Source organism: Gymnodinialimonas phycosphaerae (genome assembly GCF_019195455.1).
GTDB lineage: Bacteria > Pseudomonadota > Alphaproteobacteria > Rhodobacterales > Rhodobacteraceae > Gymnodinialimonas > Gymnodinialimonas phycosphaerae.
Map to the genome: position 1 here is coordinate 4264079 of NZ_JAIMBW010000001.1, position 17960 is coordinate 4282038.

The window sequence follows — 17960 nt, forward strand, 5'->3', positions numbered from 1 at the left end:
GTGATCGTCTCTCAGGCACTCTGGTTTCTCCGTGGCCTCAATGCGACAGTATTCTCGATCCAAGGTGCCATGGCTTGAGCTATTGCAATCGCGACCGGTGCTGCAACCGCATTGCCAAATTGACGGTAAGCCTGTGCGTCGGAAACCGGGATGACCCATGGACGGTTGGAGCCGGGGCGGTCGAAGCCCATGAGGCGTGCGCATTCGCGTGGCGTCAATCGCCGAGGATTCTTTCCTGGCTGTGCGATCAGAATTTCGGATCCGTCCTTGTAGTATCTTGCGCTGAGTGTCCGGGCGACGCTTTCAGGAGTACAAAGGCCGAAGCCGAAGCCGTTACCGGCTGCTCTATGTTTTGCGGCGTAGTTCTGGAGGTAGGCCCAAAGCTTGTCAGACAGCGTGTACTTGTCCGCAACCCGTCCTAGCCGACCTTCTGTATAGGGAGGCTCGGCGATCTCGGACCCGTCTTCGGGGTGAAGGATGTCTGAAAGCCGCGGGTTCGGTCCTGGAGGGATCACCACATCGTCGAGGCAGAAACGCGTAGGCACATCGCGCCGGAAGCCCGAGATAAAGATGCGCTCACGGTGTTGTGGCACCCATGAGCGTGCGTCTATCACCTTGTGATCCACCTCGTAGCCGAGTTCGTCAAGCGCATGTAGGATGACCCTCATGGTGTTACCCTTGTCGTGAGACAGCAGGTTCTTGACATTTTCCAAGAGGAAGGCGCGCGGGCGATGATGGGCAATGATTCTCACGACATCAAAAAAGAGCGTTCCTTGGGTCTCATCCAGAAAGCCATGAGCGCGGCCTAGTGAGTTCTTTTTACTTACCCCGGCGATGCTGAAAGGCTGGCATGGGAAGCCAGCAAGCAAGACATCGTGAGCAGGAATTTCCGCTTCCCGAATCTCCGTGATGTCACCAGTGAGCGCGTGCTCGTTGCCGAAATTTGCGGAGTAGGTTTCTTGTGAGAAGCGGTTCCACTCGCTAGTGAATACACAGGTTCCTCCGGCAGCTTCGAAACCAACGCGCAAACCTCCGATACCGGCAAACAGATCGATGAAACTAAAACTACTCGGCGTTTTGTGCATGAGCTGACCCTCTCTGATGGTACCATATCTAGCTTTCGATCTAGATGGAATAACAAGATTCACGGAATAAAGCGTGAACATCTGTGTGGTCATAGAATCTATTCTGCCACGGCCAGTCTCGAAAGTCAGTCGTTCTAGCGGCGGACTTTCAGAGATCGGTGAACACACGGGTTGACTTGGAGTTGTGCTGAAATGCAGCAACGCTCACTTTTTAAAAATGCAGCGCGGCACGAACGCAATCGTGGCCGCCAGATTGTTTCGCTAGCCAAAGTGTTCCAGCTGTTGTCGCCAGTCCATCGGAAATGGCTCCAGAAGCCGCGCCAGCGTCACACCCGGTCCCTGCGTCCTGTCGAGAATCACCTGAACAAAGTCTGGCGAGAGCAGGGTCAACCGCATTACGCGCGTCATGTAGGTCGGTGCAATGCCTTCGCGTTCTGCGAGCTCGGCTATGGTCGTGAATTCGCCGGATTCGAGCATCCGCTTCCAGCGAAACGCCCGCGCCAGCGCCTTGACCAACGTGTTGTCCATCTTTCGGTGGCTGGATGCCCCATCCGGCAGCTGCATCTCCTTGCGGCCACCCCGTTTAACAAGGCGGAACGGGACGTGCACTGTCACCGTTTCCGGCACTGGCTTCGCGCGGGTCATGCCGCCGTACCTAGATCAGCCATCATTTCGCGCGCCAGCCCGGTCAGACCGTCCATGCGAAGGCGAACATTCAGCCCATCCGTGCCGATGTCCACGCGCTCGACCAAGAGTGCTGCGATGCGCGCCTGCTCTGCCGGGAAGAGTTCATCCCAAAGCGGATCGAGGCGGGTCAGTGCGTCACGGGCATCGGCCTCGGTGATCTCGCCGTCCTGTGCGCGTGCCGCTTTCCATGTGCCCGCGACGATTTCGGGCTGGCGGAACACGGCGCGCAGCTGGTTGATGACGGCAGCTTCGATCTCGCCAGCAGGCACGCGGCTGACCGGGCATGACCCTGCACCGTGCTTCAGCACCGTCTGGCTGACATAGTAGCGATACAACCGCCCGCCCTTGCGCGTGTGGGTTGGAGAGAAGGCCGCGCCATCCGGGCCATACAGCAACCCTTTCAGCAGCGCGGGCGTGTCGGCACGGGTGCGCGCTGCGCGCTTGCGCGGGCTTTCGGTCAGGATGGCGTGGACCTTGTCCCAGACACCCTTGTCGATGATGGCATCATGCTCGCCGGGATAGCTGGTCCCCTTGTGGACCGCCTCGCCGATATAGACCCGGTTGTTCAGCATCCGGTAAATGAACTTCTTGTCGATGCGATGGCCGCGCGCGGTCGTGACGCCCCGCTCGGCCAGTTCGCGCGCCAGCTCTGTGCCCGATCCGATCTCGATGAAGCGGGCAAAGACCCAGCGGACATGATCGGCATCGCCGGGGTTCTCGACCAGCTTCCGGTCCTTGACCTCGTAGCCCAGCGGCGGGCAGCCCCCCATCCACATGCCCTTCATCCGGCTGGCGCGCACCTTGTCTCGGATGCGCTCGGCCGTCACTTCGCGTTCGAACTGGGCAAAGGACAGAAGGATGTTCAGCGTCAGCCGCCCCATGGAGGTGGTGGTATTGAACGACTGGGTGACCGAGACGAAGGTCACGCCGTTCCGATCAAACACCTCGACCAGCTTGGAGAAATCCATCAGCGAGCGGGACAGGCGGTCGATCTTGTAGACGACCACCACATCAACCAGCCCATCCTCGATGTCGGCCAGCAGCCGTTTCAGCCCCGGCCGTTCCAAGGTGCCACCCGAGATGCCGCCATCGTCATACTGATCGCGGACCAGCACCCAGCCCTCGGACCGTTGGCTGGCGATGTAGGACTCGCAGGCTTCGCGCTGGGCATGGAGTGAGTTGAACTCCTGCTCCAACCCTTCCTCGGAGGATTTCCGCGTGTACACGGCGCAGCGGAGTTTTCGAATAACGGGTTTGTTCATGACCGCCCCCTGTGGCTCTTGAGGCCGAAGAACACCCAGCCGTTCCAGCGTGTGCCGGTGATGGCGCGCGCGATGGCCGAAAGCGACTTATAGGGGCGCCCCTGCCATTCGAACCCATCCATCGTAACTGTCACAACATGTTCCACACCCTGCCATTCGCGCAGCAGCCGCGTGCCGGTGATCGGCATCATGTCGGCGCGGATGCGGCTTTTTTTGCGATCACCGCCATCTAGTTCCTCACCGAGCCGTTCAAGTCGCCGGATCGTCTCGGGCTTCAGCCCGCCATAGGCGAGTTCCTGGATGCGGTAGGCGAGGCGGCTCTCAAGGTAGCGCCGGTTGAACGGCGGTGGGTCGGTGTCAAACAACTCGCGCCATTGTGCCTTGAGGTCGGGCGTCGGCGTGGTCTTCAGCGCTACCAAGCGGGCAGGGATGGGATCGTGCTGTGTCATGCAATCTCCTTGTTTGTGGGAGTTGCATGAACGCTCTGGTCGGCTGAGTTGTGTAGCGAACTTTCTCCATTTGCGTCAGATATTTGCACTATGTTCTGCTGCCGGAGGCGGACCAGCCCTACTGCCAGTAAGCGGCAGAGTTCCGCGCGCCGTTCGGCGGCCGACATCATGTCTGGTGACAGTGGGTTGGGGCGTTTCATGCCGCGCTCCGAGGCATATCTTGCAGGACCGCAGCTTTGATTGCCGCCTGGTTCCAGCGGAAGTTCAGGTGGCAGTTGGCGGCATATTTCGAGAGGCCGAAGTCGAGGCCGCTGGCGGTTAGCCCGGCTTTGTGCAGAAGTTCGACCTGACGCAGGCTGGCAGGATCGTTGATCCAACGCTTGCTCTTGGCGGCCGCACTGCTGGTTTCGGTTCCCCGAAGGAAATCATCAGCTGCTGCGAGCGCTTGGATGCGGGTGCCGACAGCCAAGGTACGGATATAGCGGTGTTTAGGGCGTCCAAGCGCATGCCAGAGCGTTCCATCATGGAAGACACCCGCCCATCCTTCAAAGCCGCTGGCCATCAGGGCCTGACCGTCACCGTGCAGATCGACCCAGGAAAACGGCGATCTATCCAGCAGGGCAATTTCTGTCATCTCGAACGAAGTCAGAACCTGTGCTTCGCTGATGGCACGGGCAAATTCATGGCCACAAAAATCGCAGATCGAAGCGCCAAGGGGCAGTTCCGCCTCGCAAGAGGGACAGGTTTTCCAGGGCTGTGCGCCTGCGGGCGTTTCATCCTCGTCGAGAGAGATGTCCTGTTCCAAGGACCCGTGGCGGAGTGCAGCACCGGCAAAATCCAGCACAATACAATCAGTCTTGATGATGCCGGGATAGCGCTCAGGATCGACACGGCGGAGACCGCGGCCGACGGCCTGGATGAATGTCCCCTTGTGCAACATGGGGCGCAGTATGCCGATGCAGCCCACGGGCTGGCTGTCGAAACCTTCTGTCAGGACCATGCAGTTCGCGAGAACCTGAATGTCCCCGCGATCAAATTGCGCGATGAGATTGCTGCGCTCAGAACTGGCCATGTCACCAGAGATGACAGCAGCTGAAATCCCCTCAGCCATGAAGGCCTCTGCCACGGCTTCGGCATGTGCGACTGTGGCGCAGAAAAAGATTGTACGTCGGTCAGACGCTTTGTCTTTCCAATGCTCGACCACGGCTTCGTTTAGGACAGACCGGTTCAGGACCTTATCAGCCTGGCGCATGTCATAGTCACCGGCCGTGCTGGCCAGACCTGCCAGTTCATCATCGACGCCAAGATCGATGGTAAAGGTGCGTGGCGGGACCAGAAGCCCGCGGGCGATCAGCGTGCCGATCCGAAGATGATAGCCGACATTGCTGAAGGTACGGCGCAGGCTGCGCCCGTCACCACGCCCGGGCGTGGCGGAGAGACCCAGCAGCTTCGCCTGCGGATTCAGGCTGCGGACATGCTCGATGACCGACTGATAACTGGTCGCTGCGGCGCGGTGGCATTCATCGATGATGAGATGTGAGACAGCCGGCATCCCGTCGCGCCGGTTGGCCCGCGCGAGCGTCTGCACGCTCCCGAAGACTAGCTGTCCGCCCCAGTCATCGCGCTCGGCTTTGACAACGGAGGACGGCAGACCCGAGATGCGGGAAATCGCAGTGCGGTTTTGTTCGATGAGTTCATCCGTGTGTTGGAGGACAAGGACCTTCGCATCGCGCTGGCGCTCTGCCTCTTCACCGACGAAAAAGCCTGCGATAGCCGTCTTTCCTGCGCCGGTCGGAAGCACAAGCATCGTGTTGCCATGTTCGGCTGTTCTATCGTGGGCGGCGTCAACCGCCGCCCTTTGATAATCACGAGGGATCATGCGTACCTCCCTCAACGTGCCCAGAACGGTGCGCCGCCGTCAGAGGCGGTATTTGACCCTGCATAAGGGTCCTGCACCACGCCGCCGCTGTAGCCCTGCGGCGCTCCCATAGGCGTTTGGATCGGTGCTGGCTGCCCGCCCATAATCTCAGCATATTGGCGATGCTCTGGCCCAACAGCAGCCTTGATGACATTGCGGCCGGGTTCGTCAGGCTCATCGCGATTTTTGTCGATGCCGATCTTGGCGACAAAATCGAGACTGTTAAGATCGCCCAAGCTGCGGATCAGACGGGCCGCGCGTGCGGCCTCGGACTGGTCAGTGGCCTTGATGCCCCGGGCGGACTCGAGGATACCCCTGATGAGGGCGCGGCCCCGGTTGGCGTATTTGTCGACGCCACTGGCATCCACGCCTTTGCCACGGAAACCGATGCGCGTGTAAATCCTCCGGCGGGCGAATGGCCCCTCCATCACAATGGCCTCGGTGTTGAGGTACTGCGCGGCGCTCGCCTGGCTTTGTGTCAACCAGCCTTCAGGGCCAGCGCCACCCGGGCGAATGATCATCGTGACCTTGACCAGAGTATTGGCCGGGATGAGGTCAAAGGCGGCGTCTTGGCTGTCGGCGCCATTGAAATCCATATCGCTTGCCATGCCTTATGCTCCTTGCGTCTGTGTCGGGGTGGGAATGGCGTCGGCCTCGGACGGCATGTCGAAGGTCAAGGCGCGTGCGCTGCTCGTGGGCTGACCGTTTCGGATCTTCGTCATCAGACGGCCGAGGTGGGGCTCCTCAATCGTGCCCAGTCGCCCGCTACGGTCCTTGGCCGGATAGCCGTAGGGGTTAATCGTGGTACACACGAAGGCCCGATACGCCTTGCCCTCTGTGGGCTGGATTTCGGTGAGGGTAATGACCTCGTCGACAATTCCCGGCAGTTCGAGGCCGGTCTTGGAGCCTTCGACTTGCAGTGCAAAATAGGTCTTGCCGAAGTCATCAGCCTTTTTGTCGAGCAGCCCGACGAGCCAGATGTTTTTGCGGGGCGTGTGCTGGAGATGGGTCAACCAACCGATCATTTCCTGGCCGAGCAGGCCATAGGCGCCGCGCAGATCGAGCTTGCCGTTGCGGTCGGATTGTACCTGTGGCTGGCCCTTGCACCACTGCATGCAAATGCGGGAGGCGACCGAAATCGAGTCCACGAAGATCGTGTCGTATTTGTCCAGCAGGCTTGGGTCGCCAAAGAGGCGGCAAACCCGCTCATAGTCTTTCTGGCTATAGGCCTGATCGTCCCGCATCGCCGGGTTGGGGCCGCCGATCCAGGCCGCAAGATCACGGGCGCGCTCCCAGTCGCGGACGCGGACTTCGTCTCCGGGCCAGCCCTGGACAGCCAGTTCGCCGGCCTCGAGGTTGACGAAGAGCGTGCGGTCCGCATCGAGGGTCCAAAGCTGGCTGGTTTTGCCAATCCCGGAAATCCCGGTGAGAACCCCTTTGATGCCGCGGGTTTCTTTCAAACGCTCATCTGCGGTGATGATGCGAAACGATGAGGGCGTGTTTGGGCTCATCATTGGCGGGCCTCCAATTCCGCGGCGGCAGCGGTCAGTGCGATATCGGCGCCCAATGCCCCCTGTTTGCGGGCCATCGTGATGATCTCTTCGAGGGCCATGATTTTCTGACCAATCGCGCGGCGTTCCTGCTCCAAGGGCAGAAGCGCAAAGGCGATTTGATCGAGAGTAGCGCGCTCAATGGGCTGATTGCGGGCCAGCCTGCCGCCAATGGCAGGGACCGCGATCGTGTCGGGAAGAGCGCTGAGCCAGGTGGACTGGCGGAGTTTTTTCAGAGGTGATGTGAACATCATCCAGCTCCTGTTTCGTCATGCTCCGGGGTCGTCATTAGGGTGACAACTGCCGGGCCCGACGCCGCCCTGGAGCTTGCGGTCGAGGTGTTTCCCCAAGGGTTTTGCATTCCCCCGAAGGCCCGGCATGTTTAGTGAATTTCTCTTGGCCCTACTTACCGACGCGGGGCGCAAACTGTCGGGGCGCTGCCTCGAAATACCCGTCGAGCCCCATGGCAATGGCGGCTTTTCGAATGACGCTGAGGCGCTCGTAGATTGTGCTGCGGTGTAGGTCCAAAATACGCGCCGCATCTGCAACTGAGCCCTGGCTCACAGCAATCGCTATGCTCCGTGAACTGGGACAAAGGGATGCCAGAAAAGTGGCGACGTCACTCTTCAGCCCCGCACCATGGTGGGCTGCAAAATCATCAACTCCGTGAGTGGGCGAGGTCTCACTCAAGGTATCGGCAAGGGTCAGGCCTTCCTCGCCGTTCTTGCCCAAGATCGGTGTTTCAAAAGACTGTGTCTTGCGGCTGGCCTTTGCGGCCTGACTTTGCCGTGCAAGATCCGCGATCCTGTTTTTGACGATGCGGTCGACAAAGGTGTCAAAGCAGGCGCGCTCGGGGTCGAACTGTTCTGCGCGGCGCAGAACCTCTTCCCTGAGTTCTTGTGCGATGTCTTCGGCATCGAGGCCGGGGGCGGCGCCGGAAAGCGCCAAGCGCGCGGCGCGGATGTTGATGTTGCGATTGATGCGCGATGCGGGGTCAATCAGTGCGTTGAGATGCTCCATGGTATTCGCCTTCGTCCAGGTGGACGGGCTCGAGGGCCCGAATACCCGGCTCCGGCGAAATTTCATTGGGAGGCCTGGAATGGCGGCCCGCACAAGAAAGAAGCCGCCGAAATCATCGTGATTTCAGCGGCTTGAGATCTGGAAATATTTTGAGATTTTTTCGTCTGTGCTCAGCGAAGTTTCGTTAAGGTCTGTCCTTGGCGCCCTTGGCGTAGATCGTCTGCACTTAGGACGAACCTTGTCACGTATTCCCCTTTCACGACGGGAATTGGGTCTCCATCCAGCCCAAAGGCTTTCTTCAATGCCCTGGACAAGGTCTGCTTATTTTTCTGCAGGAGCTGCGTGTCTTTCGAATTCGCGCAGTGCACCGCATGCCGGCCACTTCGGGCGCCGAGTTCCAAGAAGAATTTCCACGCCTCTTTAAAGGCAGTTTCCTGGGTCTTGGTGTTCCGCAAGCCAAAGGCATCAGGCTCAAAGGCACGGGTGACACCGCCAACGGAAACGTTGATCCAAGCTACCGCTGTGAAGCGGATCGTCATGTCTTCCCATGTTGTGCCAGGCGGCAGGTCCCAAGCGCGCTGAGGGCCCTTAGCTTGCGCGGCCATATCTTCGAGCTGACCAAGCAAGTCTTGCATCACGTCATTGCCCTGTGGGCTGAGCGCAAGTTTTCCGGCCCCACGGGCAATCACCACAATGTCGAGCGGCATCAGGGTTACGCCATGGCGCCGAAGCGGTTCGGCGACAGTATCTGGGAGGGACGCCGTTGTCGGGCAGAGCAACACGACTGGGGCAGGCGTTTCCAGTATCTCGTCGAGGTCTTGAGGGTTTGCTTTTGGCGTGGATCCGGGAACGCACAAAAACAAAGGCACACCCAGTCCGGCTGCGCGCTCGCGTGTGCCCAATCGCATGACCAATGATGGAGCTGGCTGCCGGGTCGGTGGCGATAGCTCGAAGGCGGCGACCAATGCGGTTGCGAACTTCCGGGCATCGAGGGCGTGGATGCGGATCGCATCGATAGAAACATCAAGCGCCTTGCAGGATTTGGGGCTGTCACCACAAACGGCGCTGGCGGTCCCGTCGCGATTGAGCACGACTTGTCGAGGACAGCCCTCACCCCCGGGGTTTGGGCAAGGGAGCGACGCCGCCATTTTGCCCGTTGCGGGCAAAAATGGCGCCACCGCTTTCCATTCCTCGCCGAGGCGCTGCTGCCAGCCCCAATGCGATGATCCGCCGTCGGTCAGCTCGTCAAGCGCTTTCCAGAACTTCGAAATCATCATCGCGATCGGCCTCAGATTGCAGTTTCCAGAATCCACGCGCCTTGAGCCACGCTTCTACCAGGCTCGTGTCAGCATCACGTTCATAGCGGGCAATGTTGACGGGGCGGATCATCACCGAGCGTTCTTTCTTGTCGCCCTCGAATGCCACCTTGAACTTGGCATATGTCAGCCGACCAAGGCTTAGCCGGGCCGCCCAGTCGCCCCCATAGGTCTCGAAAAGATCATCCGAGCGGCGAGTTTCATATTCGGGACAGGTGCCATCCCACATGCGGCCAAACTCCACAAAACGGACCCGCGAAAGGCCAGGGATGTCAGCACATACGAGGGCGGCGGGGCCATTATCGATCAGCGGCTGCAGATTGTAGCGTTCAGCCCGTTCAAAATGCGCATCTTCTCCGAAAAGAACCATGCCGAGCGTTCTGAGATAAAGCTCCCGCTCGCCCTTCGTCTCCGCGTTGACGCCAATCTCGTCGATCTCGGCATCATAAATCAGCACATCGTCCTTTTGCGGCCGATAAAAGGCAATCCCATCCTTGCCATCTTCCTTGTGCTCCCCCTCCCGCCGCATGGGCTGGCCATGGCGCACTAAGATCCAAATGCGGTTCTCTTGGGGGAACACGAATACCCGCGACCCCCGACCGCGGCGTTTGCTCTCAAACCATGGGTCCATCAGGGCTTCCATCTCACGGCACTGCGCCTCGGAGATGAAAATTCGGCACTCAGATTCTGCAGGCTTGATCGACTTCCCGGCAAAATATGTGAAGTTCGAGCGGTTGAAGGCGACCGTTTCCGCATGCTGGCGCTCAAGCAGATCAGGCTTCGCTAGCCAGATCTGCACGGCCACGTCGGCTGGCGTGCTTTTCTCATCATGATCGATGTCGAGCCCGGCCGCTTCAGCGCGCTCGATCAGCTCATCCATTGGCTCTTTCCGGGCTGTTTCGTGCACGTAATAGAGCGCGTTCACCATGCTTTCGGGGACAGCCTGATCCGGATTCATCAGGATGGCGGCGATGGTATCAAAGGGCATGTCTGAGGTGTCTGCAGCGGTCAGGTCGAGGCCTCGGCCGATGAAGTAATCCGACCATGTTGATAAAAAAACAATGAGGCGATTGGGATCGATTTCTTTCAATCGAGAGGGGTTGGTAAATACACGTGGGTTGAACGTGGCCATGAGCGACTTCCTTCTCCAGGGGGTGTCCTGCACAGGCGAATCGAACGGACCGCGGGCAGTAAAAAGACCTTACATGATCTGCGCCTTTTGTCTATATGTTGTTTTGGTAAGCATTTAAATACAACATATAGTGCAAAATGATGCCATATGACGTCATTTGGCGTCATGTGCTAAATCTCGATGTTCCTATAATGTTCTGGTCCGACATTTTGTAGGTCCCATCGGTAAGTGAGGAAGGTCCCCCTGGAGACCTTCTCGATGAAAACAGACCACACATCTTCGCTCTTGCCAGAGCTTTTTGCCCTTCCATCGTCGGAGGGCCGCAATGATTGACCCCGATGATCGTGAGAAAGCTGCGCTCGTGCATGCCATGAAATCCATGGGCCTGCTCATGGGCGAAATCGGCTGGTCGACCCGCTTCAAAGACCTCACGGCCATGCAGGCCGGAAAGCTGGCTGAAGCAGCCGTCGATGGCTTCCAGGAAAGCATGGTGGCCTCGGCGCCACGCGCAAGTTCGGAGGTGCCGTTTTGACCGACGCCCTTTTGGACTTCAATCACCGCGACAAGCCTCCGAGCTTTGCCGAGGGTGTCAACGCGCTTATCGACCGTGCCCTTGTGACAGAAAACGACGCGAGGCCAACCCGCGATTATCTTGGCGGCAGCCGCTTGGGAGATGCCTGTGCGCGGCGCCTGCAATACGAATACCTCAAGACCCCGAAGGATGAGAGCGGCGGCTTTTCTGGCCAGTCGTTGCGGATCTTCGCGCTTGGGCATGTGCTGGAAGACCTCGCAATCGAGTGGCTGCGCAAGGCAGGCTTCGATCTGCGCACCCGCAACCGACATGGTGATCAGTTTGGATTTTCCGTGGCGGGTGGTCGGGTCAAAGGACATGCCGACGGCGTGGTTGTCGCTGCGCCAAATGGCATGGCGGTGCCTGCGCTTTGGGAATGCAAATCGGCCAATGCCAAGAACTGGCGCGCCATTGAAAAGCACGGGGTGGTCAAGGCCAAGCCCATCTATGCAGCACAGATCGCGCTTTATCAGGCCTATCTGGGCCTGACAGAGACGCCGGCGCTCTTTACGGCGATCAACAAGGACACCTGCGAGATCTGGCACGAGTTGGTGCCCTTTGATGGAGCGCTTGCGCAAGCCGCCAGTGATAAGGCTGTTCAGATCCTGCGCGCCTGCGATGCGGGCGAGCAGCTGCCCCGCCACACGACAGACCCTGAGCATTTTGAATGCCGGTTTTGTTCCTACGCCGCGAGGTGCTGGGCATGACCGATCACGTGCAAACAGCTGATGCGGCCGAGCCTGTTGTCCCAGACGCGAATACGATCGCGCTCTACGCAGATGTCGTGTTCGGCTATTGCGAGTTCCTCGCACCCGTCCGTGCACTGGCGGAAAAGGGTGCAGCTGATGCGCCGCCGCATACGCCATTCTTGCCTGTGGATGGGGATCTTGGCGTCAAGCTTGCCCATCAAGCGGACTGGGCCGCGCAAACGGGCATGGCGCTCTTTGTCGTGCCGGGCACAGTTCACGAGGCGGGCGCGGCACGCTCTGAGCATATTGCCCAGATGCAGGTTGTCCTGGTCGACATCGATCATGGCGATATCGCAGCAAAGCGCAGCCATTTGATCCAGCACCTCGGCACGCCAACGCTCGAAGTTGCATCAGGTGGCGTGACACCCGAGGGGCAGGACAAGCTCCATCTTTACTGGCGGCTGACAGAGCCTGCCGAAGGAGAGGACATCGCCCGCGTCTGCCGGGCGCGCCAGATGATTGCCGCCAAGGTTGGTGGCGATCCCTCATTCAAATCCGCGCATCAGCCCATTAGGGTAGCAGGCTCCGTTCATGCCAAGTCTGGCATCAAACGGTTGGTCTCTATCCTCGATTATCGCCCCGTTGACTTTGACCTTGGTGAACTGGCGGAGGCCATCTTCGCCATGCCTCCAATGGAGGGCCTTGCGGCTGAGGCGTTGGATTTTAACGCCGCCCCGGCTGAGCGCGGCAGCGTGCCTGAGCTCTTTGCCAAGCCGGTCCGCGAAGGCGGCGTGGACGGCACGACCCGGTTTGACGCGCTCTCGCGCGTCATTGGGTATTGGATCCGCCGAAGCCGCGAAGGGCATGTCACGCCGGCCGATGCTTGGGCAGAGATCGTCGCGTATAACGACGCGCGCATTGATCCCCCATGGCCCGATGCGCGCCTCCGGCAAGAGGCAGAGCGGCTATGGCGGCTGGATCAGGCACGCAACGGGGAAATCCCCGACGAAGAGGGCCTAGAGCCAGAGCCTAGTCACGGAGGTGGCGATGGCTCTGGTAACGCAGGTCCAAGCCCCGTGCGGTTCTCGGAGGATGCCCTTGCGTCAACTTTTGCGGATCAGCATTCCGATGCCTGGCGCTATGTGGCTGGCTGGGGCCAATGGCTGACCTGGACAGGTCGCATCTGGAAGCGCGAGGACACGCTACAGGCCTTTGATCTGGCGCGCCAAGTCTGTCGGGCGGCCGCCGTGCGCTCCCCATCGTCAAAGGTCCGCACAAAGCTCTCGGCCGCCTCGACGGTTGCCGCTGTTGAACGCTTGGCCCGCAGTGATCGTCGCCATGCCACGACGACCGACGTCTGGGATCGTGACCCTTGGCTCTTCAACACGACAGCCGGGGTGCTTGATCTGCGGAGCGGGCAATCCCAGCCCCATGATCAGGCGCTGTGCATGACGAAGATCGCGGCCGCAGCGCCCAAGGGCAATTGCCCGACCTGGCTCAGTTTCCTCGAAACCGTCACAGGCGGCGACGCTGAGCTACAATCCTACCTCCAGCGCATGGCAGGCTACTGTCTGACCGGCGTCACCAGCGAGCACGCGCTTTTCTTCCTCTATGGGACAGGCGCCAATGGCAAATCCGTCTTCGCCAATACGCTGACGGAAATCCTCGGTGACTACGCCACCGTCGCGCCCATGGACATGTTTATGGCGAGCCATGGGGATCGGCACCCGACCGATATGGCAGGGCTGCGGGGCGCGCGTGTGGTGACGTCCATCGAGACGGAACAAGGCAGCCGGTGGGCGGAGAGCAAGCTCAAAGCGCTAACCGGGGGCGACAAGATCACAGCCCGCTTTATGCGGCAGGACTTCTTCGAGTTCATACCGCAGTTCAAGCTGCTGATCGTTGGCAACCACAAGCCCACCATTCGCAATGTGGATGAGGCGATGAAGCGGCGGCTTCACATGGTGCCGTTCACCGTCACCATCCCGTCCGCCAAGCGCGACAAGCGCCTGCCTGACCGGCTGCTCGCCGAGCGGGACGGCATCCTAACCTGGGCGCTGCAAGGCTGTCTGGAGTGGCAACAGCATGGCCTGCGCCCGCCGCCGGCCGTGATGGCCGCCACCGAGGATTACTTCGAGGCTGAGGACGCCCTTGGACGCTGGATCGAGGAGCGCTGCGAGACCGGCAACAAGGCCTTCTGGGCCGGGTCTACGGATCTTTTCAACAGCTGGAAGGCTTGGGCCGAAGCTAACGGGGAATATGCCGGCTCGATGAAGCGCTTTTCCGAGACGCTGAGCACCAAGGGGTTCACTCGAGAAAACACCCGTAAGGCCCGCGGCTTCCTCGGGATCAAGCTTTGCGACAACAACTCTGACCTATTTACGGGGGAATGCAATGACCAATGAAACAAAGGCTGCGACGGATGTGACGGGTTCCCCCTATATAGGCGTCACGCGCGCGCATGCGCGCACGCGCAACGGTGATAGTGAACTATCCGCTGCATCCGTCACACCCTCTGCACAGGCCAAGTCAATTCTCGCCCTCGATCTTGGGACGACCACTGGCTGGGCGCTGCGTGGCTTCGACGGCCTGATCACGAGCGGTACGGCCAGTTTCAAGCCTGGGCGCTATGACGGGGGCGGGATGCGTTACCTCCGGTTCACGAACTGGGTCACCGAGATCGACCGCCTGTCTGGGCCTATTGAGGCGATCTATTTCGAAGAGGTGCGGCGTCACCTCGGCACTGATGCGGCGCATATCTACGGCGGCTTGATGGCGTCCCTGACAAGTTGGGCCGAGTTGCGGGGCGTCCCGTACCAGGGCGTGCCGGTCGGCACCATCAAGCGTCACGCGACCGGGAAGGGCAACGCGCCCAAAGAAGCGATGATCGCGGCCGCCCAATCCCGCGGCTACAGCCCCAAGGACGACAACGAGGCTGATGCCATCGCGATCCTGCACTGGGCCTTGGAGACCCAAGGCGGTGTCGCATGAGCGCCGCTGCGTTTCTGGAAAAAGTAGCCGGCGTGCTCGAAGAGCGTGGCCATGCCTATGGCGCAGCGGATGCGGCCTTTGAGGCGATTGCAGCACGCTGGTCGATCACGCTCGGACGCCCCGTGTCGGCAGCGCAGGTTGTCCTTTGCATGATCGATCTGAAGCTGGTTCGGCTCTCCCATGACCCGGGGCACGAGGACAGCCTCATCGATGTTATCGGCTATGCAGCCCTTTTCTCGGAGGTGTGCCGATGAAATCCATGCGGTGGCATCCGCCCGGCTATGGTGGCGAGCGGCGGGGGCCAGATCAATTCAAACGGGATGGCTGGCGTGAAACAGGGTTGTTTGCTGTCAGCATCGACGATGACCGGCTGACCTGGGCTGAGCGCGAACTCGTCCGCCAGCTCGGCGAAAAGCTCTATGGCAAGAGGAAAAAGGGGAAGACCGGATGAGCGCCTGGACACCGAAGCTGGTCGAGGCTCGCCTTTCGGAGGCTGCCTTTGTCCTAAAGCGTCTGCCCGAGCCGCGGCTTTCGGGGTATTTCAGCACCTGGCCGGAAGTGGTGCAGAGCTTTGCCGACAAGGTGGGCCAAGAGCCAAAGCCCATGCGGGTGCTCCCGTCGCCCGCCGCCATCAGCCGGATGGAGGAGACGCTGACCTGGACTGCGGGGCTGGAGCCCATCGATGGCCAGATCGTCTGGCTGCGCGCCTATGGCTATCGCTGGCGGGAGGTGTGCCGGGCTGTGGGTCTGCAGCGGTCGTCGGCGCATCACCACTGGGTCTTTGGCCTCTGCTTTATTGCCCACAAACTGAACCGCCGGCACGTCAGCCAGCACCTCTCAATGCAGCAGGTGATTGACCTCGCGCGTGCCGATGATCCGGCGCTCTGAAAAAAAATCGCATCGATGAAAAAAGTTCCAGACACTTTCGCCGTCTCGTCGGTATGTGGGTGGTAAGTCGAGAGGTGCGCGCGTGAGGGTGGGTGGTTTGTAACAGGGCAAATGGTGACCGGTTTTCCGAAAAAACAGTCTCTGTTCAAAATGTTGCACCACATAACCCATTGAAATTGAACGGGTCCCTCCTGTTTGTAACTGTATTCGGGGGGGCGAGGCCCGAGGGTTTCCCAGTGACACCCCTGAAAATACCCGTTTCGTTTCGGTTTTCGCCGATCCCCAACAAAACAAAGGCCTGACGGTCTGACCCAACCCGCCTGAACCGAAACGGGGGTCAGACCCCATTTCGCTTTGGGCGCCAGACCCGTTTCGCTTTGCGAACCTCGGGTTCGCGCATCAAGCATCCTCAAGGACATCACCATGGACGTCGTCGACCTGCCGCTGGAGCAGATCATTCCCTATGCGCGCAACCCGCGGCGCAACGGGCAGGCCATCGCCACGGTCGCGGCCTCGATCCAGGAGTTCGGCTGGCGCCAGCCTATCGTTGTCGACGAGGCGATGGTTGTGCTGGCCGGGCACACGCGGCTGGAAGCGGCGCGCAAGCTCGGCTTCAAGACCGCGCCGGTGCATGTCGCCAAGGGGCTGACGGTCAGCCAGGCGCGGGCCTTCCGGATCATGGATAACCGTTCCAGCGAGAACGCTGAATGGGACAAAGACCTTCTGAACCTCGAACTGGCCGACTTGCTCGAGGCGGATTTTGACCTCGGGCTGACGGGCTTCACAGACGACGAATTGAATGCGCTGATGTCGAGCCTCGATGCGGGCACCGGCCCGCAGGAGGGTGAGGACGATGTGCCGGAAACCCCCGAGGATCCGATCAGCCGCCCGGGCGATCTCTGGATCCTCGGCAACCACCGGCTGCTTTGCGGCGACAGCACGGTTGCCACGGATGTCGAGAGAGTGCTGAACGGCGTAAAGCCGCTATTGCTTGTCAGCGATCCACCGTACGGTGTGGAATACGATCCCAGCTGGCGCAACCAGGCGGGGGCGGCGAAGACCAAGCGCACTGGCAAGGTGCTGAATGACGACCGCGCTGACTGGCGCGAGGCCTGGGCCCTATTTCCCGGCGATGTCGCCTATGTCTGGCACGGCGCGCTGCACGCGGCGACCGTGGCCGAAAGCCTCGAGGTCGCGGGCTTCACCATCCGCTCCCAGATCATCTGGGCCAAGGACAGACTGGTTCTGAGCCGGGGCGATTATCACTGGCAGCACGAGCCCGCTTGGTACGCTGTCAAAAAGACGGGCAAAGGTCACTGGGCGGGCGACCGCAAGCAGACAACGCTCTGGCAGATTGCCAACAAGGATCAGGACGAAAAGACCGTCCACGGGACGCAGAAGCCGGTGGAATGCATGCGGCGGCCGATCCTGAACAACTCGAGCCCGGGTCAGGCGGTCTATGAGCCCTTCATGGGGTCCGGTACCACGCTGATCGCAGCCGAGACCACGAGCCGCGTCTGTCTCGGTATCGAGCTGAACCCGGCCTACGTCGATGTGGCCGTCCAGCGCTGGCAGAGGTTCACAGGGAAACAGGCGGTCCTTGAGGGAGGCCAGCAGACCTTCGATGCCCTGAAAGCTGAGCGTGAGGCCACATGAAACAGTCGCGCCTCATGTCACTGATTGAAGCGATCACCAACGTGATCGTCGGTTACGGCGTGGCGGTCGTGACGCAGATCCTGATCTTCCCGATATTTGGGCTGCAAACGACACTCGGACAAAACCTCGCGATGGGCGGGATCTTCACGATCGTCAGCCTGTTTCGATCGTTCGCTCTGAGGCGGCTCTTCGAGTCCATCCGCGTTGCGCGGCAGCGCAGTTAGATCAGGCCGAGGCCTTTCAAGCAGCTGGCGGTGTCCATCAGCTGATGCGTCGGCACCTCGACCGTGATCGTGAAGCTGTCGGCGAAGGTTTTGCCGTAAACGCCGCCATCGTCCATCAATGCCATCTCGATCTCTTCAAGGACGACGGTGATGCGGCTGCGATCAAAGTGCTCGGGCAGGTTCCGGATGGGAAGCCGAATGCTGGTGGTTTCCATGGGGGTCACTCCGCGTGCTCGCCTTCCTTGAAGGCGCTGTCGGTGATGCGCTTCAGGAGCTCAGCGTAATAGTCGAGGTTGCCGACATGGCCCCAATGGACCTCATCGGGATGGGTATCGAAATGATCTTCGCTCAGCGACTGTAGCCGCGCGAGCATCGCGTCGATCGCGGCCTTCTTTGCGATGAACGCGTCTTTGGCTGTGGGGTGGTGGCTCATCTCGATGCGTCCTGAATTGCGTTATTTGCTGTCTTTAGCTTCGCTCTGGTGGGCGCACTTATCCAGTGAATTCGACGCAATTTCATACG

General features: G+C 60.3%; 22 protein-coding genes. 9 read left to right on the forward strand and 13 right to left on the reverse strand.

Annotated features, from left to right (window positions below):
* Nucleotides 1-11: 11 nt before the first annotated feature.
* The 11 genes from dcm to KUL25_RS21490 all read right to left on the reverse strand — a co-directional run bounded on the left by dcm (nucleotide 12) and on the right by KUL25_RS21490 (nucleotide 10419).
* Nucleotides 12-1178 carry a DNA (cytosine-5-)-methyltransferase gene (gene dcm / locus KUL25_RS21440; RefSeq protein WP_282563194.1) on the reverse strand — a complete coding sequence of 389 codons (1167 nt, stop codon included), beginning with the start codon at nucleotides 1176-1178 and terminating at the stop codon, nucleotides 12-14.
* A gap of 168 nt (nucleotides 1179-1346) precedes the next feature.
* Nucleotides 1347-1730, reverse strand: a complete 384-nt coding sequence (locus tag KUL25_RS21445) for a hypothetical protein (RefSeq protein WP_257894749.1) — start codon at nucleotides 1728-1730, stop codon at nucleotides 1347-1349.
* Nucleotides 1727-3034: a recombinase family protein gene (locus KUL25_RS21450; protein ID WP_257894750.1), complete on the reverse strand. Its 1308-nt coding sequence runs from the start codon at nucleotides 3032-3034 to the stop codon at nucleotides 1727-1729. The genes KUL25_RS21445 and KUL25_RS21450 overlap by 4 nt, the downstream gene beginning before the upstream one ends.
* Nucleotides 3031-3483: a DUF2924 domain-containing protein gene (locus KUL25_RS21455; RefSeq protein ID WP_257894751.1), complete on the reverse strand. Its 453-nt coding sequence runs from the start codon at nucleotides 3481-3483 to the stop codon at nucleotides 3031-3033. Before KUL25_RS21455 ends, KUL25_RS21450 begins: the two co-directional genes overlap by 4 nt.
* 196 nt (nucleotides 3484-3679) lie before the next feature.
* A complete protein-coding gene (locus tag KUL25_RS21460; protein ID WP_257894752.1) occupies nucleotides 3680-5362 on the reverse strand; it encodes a DEAD/DEAH box helicase in 1683 nt (560 codons plus the stop codon).
* A gap of 11 nt (nucleotides 5363-5373) precedes the next feature.
* Nucleotides 5374-6009, reverse strand: a complete 636-nt coding sequence (locus tag KUL25_RS21465) for a hypothetical protein (RefSeq protein WP_257894753.1) — start codon at nucleotides 6007-6009, stop codon at nucleotides 5374-5376.
* 3 nt (nucleotides 6010-6012) lie between these two features.
* Nucleotides 6013-6915 carry an ATP-binding protein gene (locus KUL25_RS21470; RefSeq protein WP_257894754.1) on the reverse strand — a complete coding sequence of 301 codons (903 nt, stop codon included), beginning with the start codon at nucleotides 6913-6915 and terminating at the stop codon, nucleotides 6013-6015.
* Entirely contained in the window at nucleotides 6912-7202 is a 291-nt protein-coding gene (locus KUL25_RS21475; protein WP_257894755.1) for a hypothetical protein, read from the reverse strand. The genes KUL25_RS21470 and KUL25_RS21475 overlap by 4 nt, the downstream gene beginning before the upstream one ends.
* A gap of 151 nt (nucleotides 7203-7353) precedes the next feature.
* Nucleotides 7354-8064, reverse strand: coding sequence for a sigma-70 family RNA polymerase sigma factor (locus KUL25_RS21480; RefSeq protein ID WP_257894756.1), 711 nt, complete (start codon nucleotides 8062-8064; stop codon nucleotides 7354-7356).
* A 77-nt stretch (nucleotides 8065-8141) separates the two neighbouring features.
* Entirely contained in the window at nucleotides 8142-9248 is a 1107-nt protein-coding gene (locus KUL25_RS21485) for a hypothetical protein (RefSeq protein WP_257894757.1), read from the reverse strand.
* On the reverse strand, nucleotides 9217-10419 hold the full coding sequence (locus KUL25_RS21490; RefSeq protein ID WP_257894758.1) for a hypothetical protein: 1203 nt from the start codon (nucleotides 10417-10419) through the stop codon (nucleotides 9217-9219). The genes KUL25_RS21485 and KUL25_RS21490 overlap by 32 nt, the downstream gene beginning before the upstream one ends.
* A 325-nt stretch (nucleotides 10420-10744) precedes the next feature.
* Here KUL25_RS21490 and KUL25_RS21495 point away from each other — a divergent pair, with 325 nt between their 5' ends.
* The 9 genes from KUL25_RS21495 (at nucleotide 10745) to KUL25_RS21535 (ending at nucleotide 17438) form a co-directional block, all read left to right on the forward strand.
* The gene (locus tag KUL25_RS21495) at nucleotides 10745-10951 is read left to right on the forward strand and encodes a DUF6511 domain-containing protein (RefSeq protein WP_257894759.1); all 207 of its coding nucleotides are present in this window, start codon (nucleotides 10745-10747) and stop codon (nucleotides 10949-10951) included.
* Nucleotides 10948-11697, forward strand: coding sequence for a hypothetical protein (locus KUL25_RS21500; RefSeq protein WP_257894760.1), 750 nt, complete (start codon nucleotides 10948-10950; stop codon nucleotides 11695-11697). Before KUL25_RS21495 ends, KUL25_RS21500 begins: the two co-directional genes overlap by 4 nt.
* Complete coding sequence (locus tag KUL25_RS21505) at nucleotides 11658-14084, forward strand: phage/plasmid primase, P4 family (RefSeq protein ID WP_257894761.1); 2427 nt, start codon at nucleotides 11658-11660, stop codon at nucleotides 14082-14084. The genes KUL25_RS21500 and KUL25_RS21505 overlap by 40 nt, the downstream gene beginning before the upstream one ends.
* The gene (locus KUL25_RS21510; protein WP_427854473.1) at nucleotides 14074-14670 is read left to right on the forward strand and encodes a crossover junction endodeoxyribonuclease RuvC; all 597 of its coding nucleotides are present in this window, start codon (nucleotides 14074-14076) and stop codon (nucleotides 14668-14670) included. Before KUL25_RS21505 ends, KUL25_RS21510 begins: the two co-directional genes overlap by 11 nt.
* Nucleotides 14667-14924, forward strand: a complete 258-nt coding sequence (locus KUL25_RS21515) for a DUF6378 domain-containing protein (protein WP_257894762.1) — start codon at nucleotides 14667-14669, stop codon at nucleotides 14922-14924. Before KUL25_RS21510 ends, KUL25_RS21515 begins: the two co-directional genes overlap by 4 nt.
* Entirely contained in the window at nucleotides 14921-15121 is a 201-nt protein-coding gene (locus tag KUL25_RS21520; protein WP_427854474.1) for a hypothetical protein, read from the forward strand. The genes KUL25_RS21515 and KUL25_RS21520 overlap by 4 nt, the downstream gene beginning before the upstream one ends.
* Nucleotides 15118-15558 carry a DUF6362 family protein gene (locus KUL25_RS21525; RefSeq protein ID WP_257894763.1) on the forward strand — a complete coding sequence of 147 codons (441 nt, stop codon included), beginning with the start codon at nucleotides 15118-15120 and terminating at the stop codon, nucleotides 15556-15558. The genes KUL25_RS21520 and KUL25_RS21525 overlap by 4 nt, the downstream gene beginning before the upstream one ends.
* Nucleotides 15559-15981: 423 nt before the next feature.
* On the forward strand, nucleotides 15982-17214 hold the full coding sequence (locus KUL25_RS21530; RefSeq protein WP_257894764.1) for a DNA modification methylase: 1233 nt from the start codon (nucleotides 15982-15984) through the stop codon (nucleotides 17212-17214).
* Nucleotides 17211-17438 (forward strand): DUF7220 family protein, encoded by a 228-nt coding sequence (locus KUL25_RS21535; RefSeq protein WP_257894765.1) that lies wholly within the window; start codon nucleotides 17211-17213, stop codon nucleotides 17436-17438. The genes KUL25_RS21530 and KUL25_RS21535 overlap by 4 nt, the downstream gene beginning before the upstream one ends.
* Here KUL25_RS21535 and KUL25_RS21540 read toward each other — a convergent pair.
* Together KUL25_RS21540 and KUL25_RS21545 are read right to left on the reverse strand one after the other, a co-directional pair.
* Entirely contained in the window at nucleotides 17435-17653 is a 219-nt protein-coding gene (locus tag KUL25_RS21540; RefSeq protein ID WP_257894766.1) for a hypothetical protein, read from the reverse strand. The two genes, KUL25_RS21535 and KUL25_RS21540, sit on opposite strands and share 4 nt — an antisense overlap.
* A 5-nt stretch (nucleotides 17654-17658) precedes the next feature.
* Nucleotides 17659-17871, reverse strand: a complete 213-nt coding sequence (locus KUL25_RS21545) for a hypothetical protein (protein WP_257894767.1) — start codon at nucleotides 17869-17871, stop codon at nucleotides 17659-17661.
* Between the last annotated feature and the right edge of the window lie 89 nt (nucleotides 17872-17960).

Bases quoted from the DNA above. Each gene is read 5' to 3' on its own strand.
- KUL25_RS21455 (WP_257894751.1), bottom strand. From the start codon at position 3,483: ATGACACAGCACGATCCCATCCCTGCCCGCTTGGTAGCGCTGAAGACC.
- KUL25_RS21470 (WP_257894754.1), bottom strand. From the start codon at position 6,915: ATGATGAGCCCAAACACGCCCTCATCGTTTCGCATCATCACCGCAGAT.
- KUL25_RS21535 (WP_257894765.1), top strand. From the start codon at position 17,211: ATGAAACAGTCGCGCCTCATGTCACTGATTGAAGCGATCACCAACGTG.
- KUL25_RS21485 (WP_257894757.1), bottom strand. From the start codon at position 9,248: ATGATGATTTCGAAGTTCTGGAAAGCGCTTGACGAGCTGACCGACGGC.
- KUL25_RS21520 (WP_427854474.1), top strand. From the start codon at position 14,921: ATGAAATCCATGCGGTGGCATCCGCCCGGCTATGGTGGCGAGCGGCGG.
- KUL25_RS21505 (WP_257894761.1), top strand. From the start codon at position 11,658: ATGCCGGTTTTGTTCCTACGCCGCGAGGTGCTGGGCATGACCGATCAC.
- KUL25_RS21460 (WP_257894752.1), bottom strand. From the start codon at position 5,362: ATGATCCCTCGTGATTATCAAAGGGCGGCGGTTGACGCCGCCCACGAT.
- KUL25_RS21540 (WP_257894766.1), bottom strand. From the start codon at position 17,653: ATGGAAACCACCAGCATTCGGCTTCCCATCCGGAACCTGCCCGAGCAC.
- KUL25_RS21510 (WP_427854473.1), top strand. From the start codon at position 14,074: ATGACCAATGAAACAAAGGCTGCGACGGATGTGACGGGTTCCCCCTAT.
- KUL25_RS21450 (WP_257894750.1), bottom strand. From the start codon at position 3,034: ATGAACAAACCCGTTATTCGAAAACTCCGCTGCGCCGTGTACACGCGG.
- KUL25_RS21545 (WP_257894767.1), bottom strand. From the start codon at position 17,871: ATGAGCCACCACCCCACAGCCAAAGACGCGTTCATCGCAAAGAAGGCC.
- KUL25_RS21530 (WP_257894764.1), top strand. From the start codon at position 15,982: ATGGACGTCGTCGACCTGCCGCTGGAGCAGATCATTCCCTATGCGCGC.
- dcm (WP_282563194.1), bottom strand. From the start codon at position 1,178: ATGACCACACAGATGTTCACGCTTTATTCCGTGAATCTTGTTATTCCA.
- KUL25_RS21525 (WP_257894763.1), top strand. From the start codon at position 15,118: ATGAGCGCCTGGACACCGAAGCTGGTCGAGGCTCGCCTTTCGGAGGCT.
- KUL25_RS21515 (WP_257894762.1), top strand. From the start codon at position 14,667: ATGAGCGCCGCTGCGTTTCTGGAAAAAGTAGCCGGCGTGCTCGAAGAG.
- KUL25_RS21445 (WP_257894749.1), bottom strand. From the start codon at position 1,730: ATGACCCGCGCGAAGCCAGTGCCGGAAACGGTGACAGTGCACGTCCCG.
- KUL25_RS21475 (WP_257894755.1), bottom strand. From the start codon at position 7,202: ATGTTCACATCACCTCTGAAAAAACTCCGCCAGTCCACCTGGCTCAGC.
- KUL25_RS21490 (WP_257894758.1), bottom strand. From the start codon at position 10,419: ATGGCCACGTTCAACCCACGTGTATTTACCAACCCCTCTCGATTGAAA.
- KUL25_RS21465 (WP_257894753.1), bottom strand. From the start codon at position 6,009: ATGGCAAGCGATATGGATTTCAATGGCGCCGACAGCCAAGACGCCGCC.
- KUL25_RS21495 (WP_257894759.1), top strand. From the start codon at position 10,745: ATGATTGACCCCGATGATCGTGAGAAAGCTGCGCTCGTGCATGCCATG.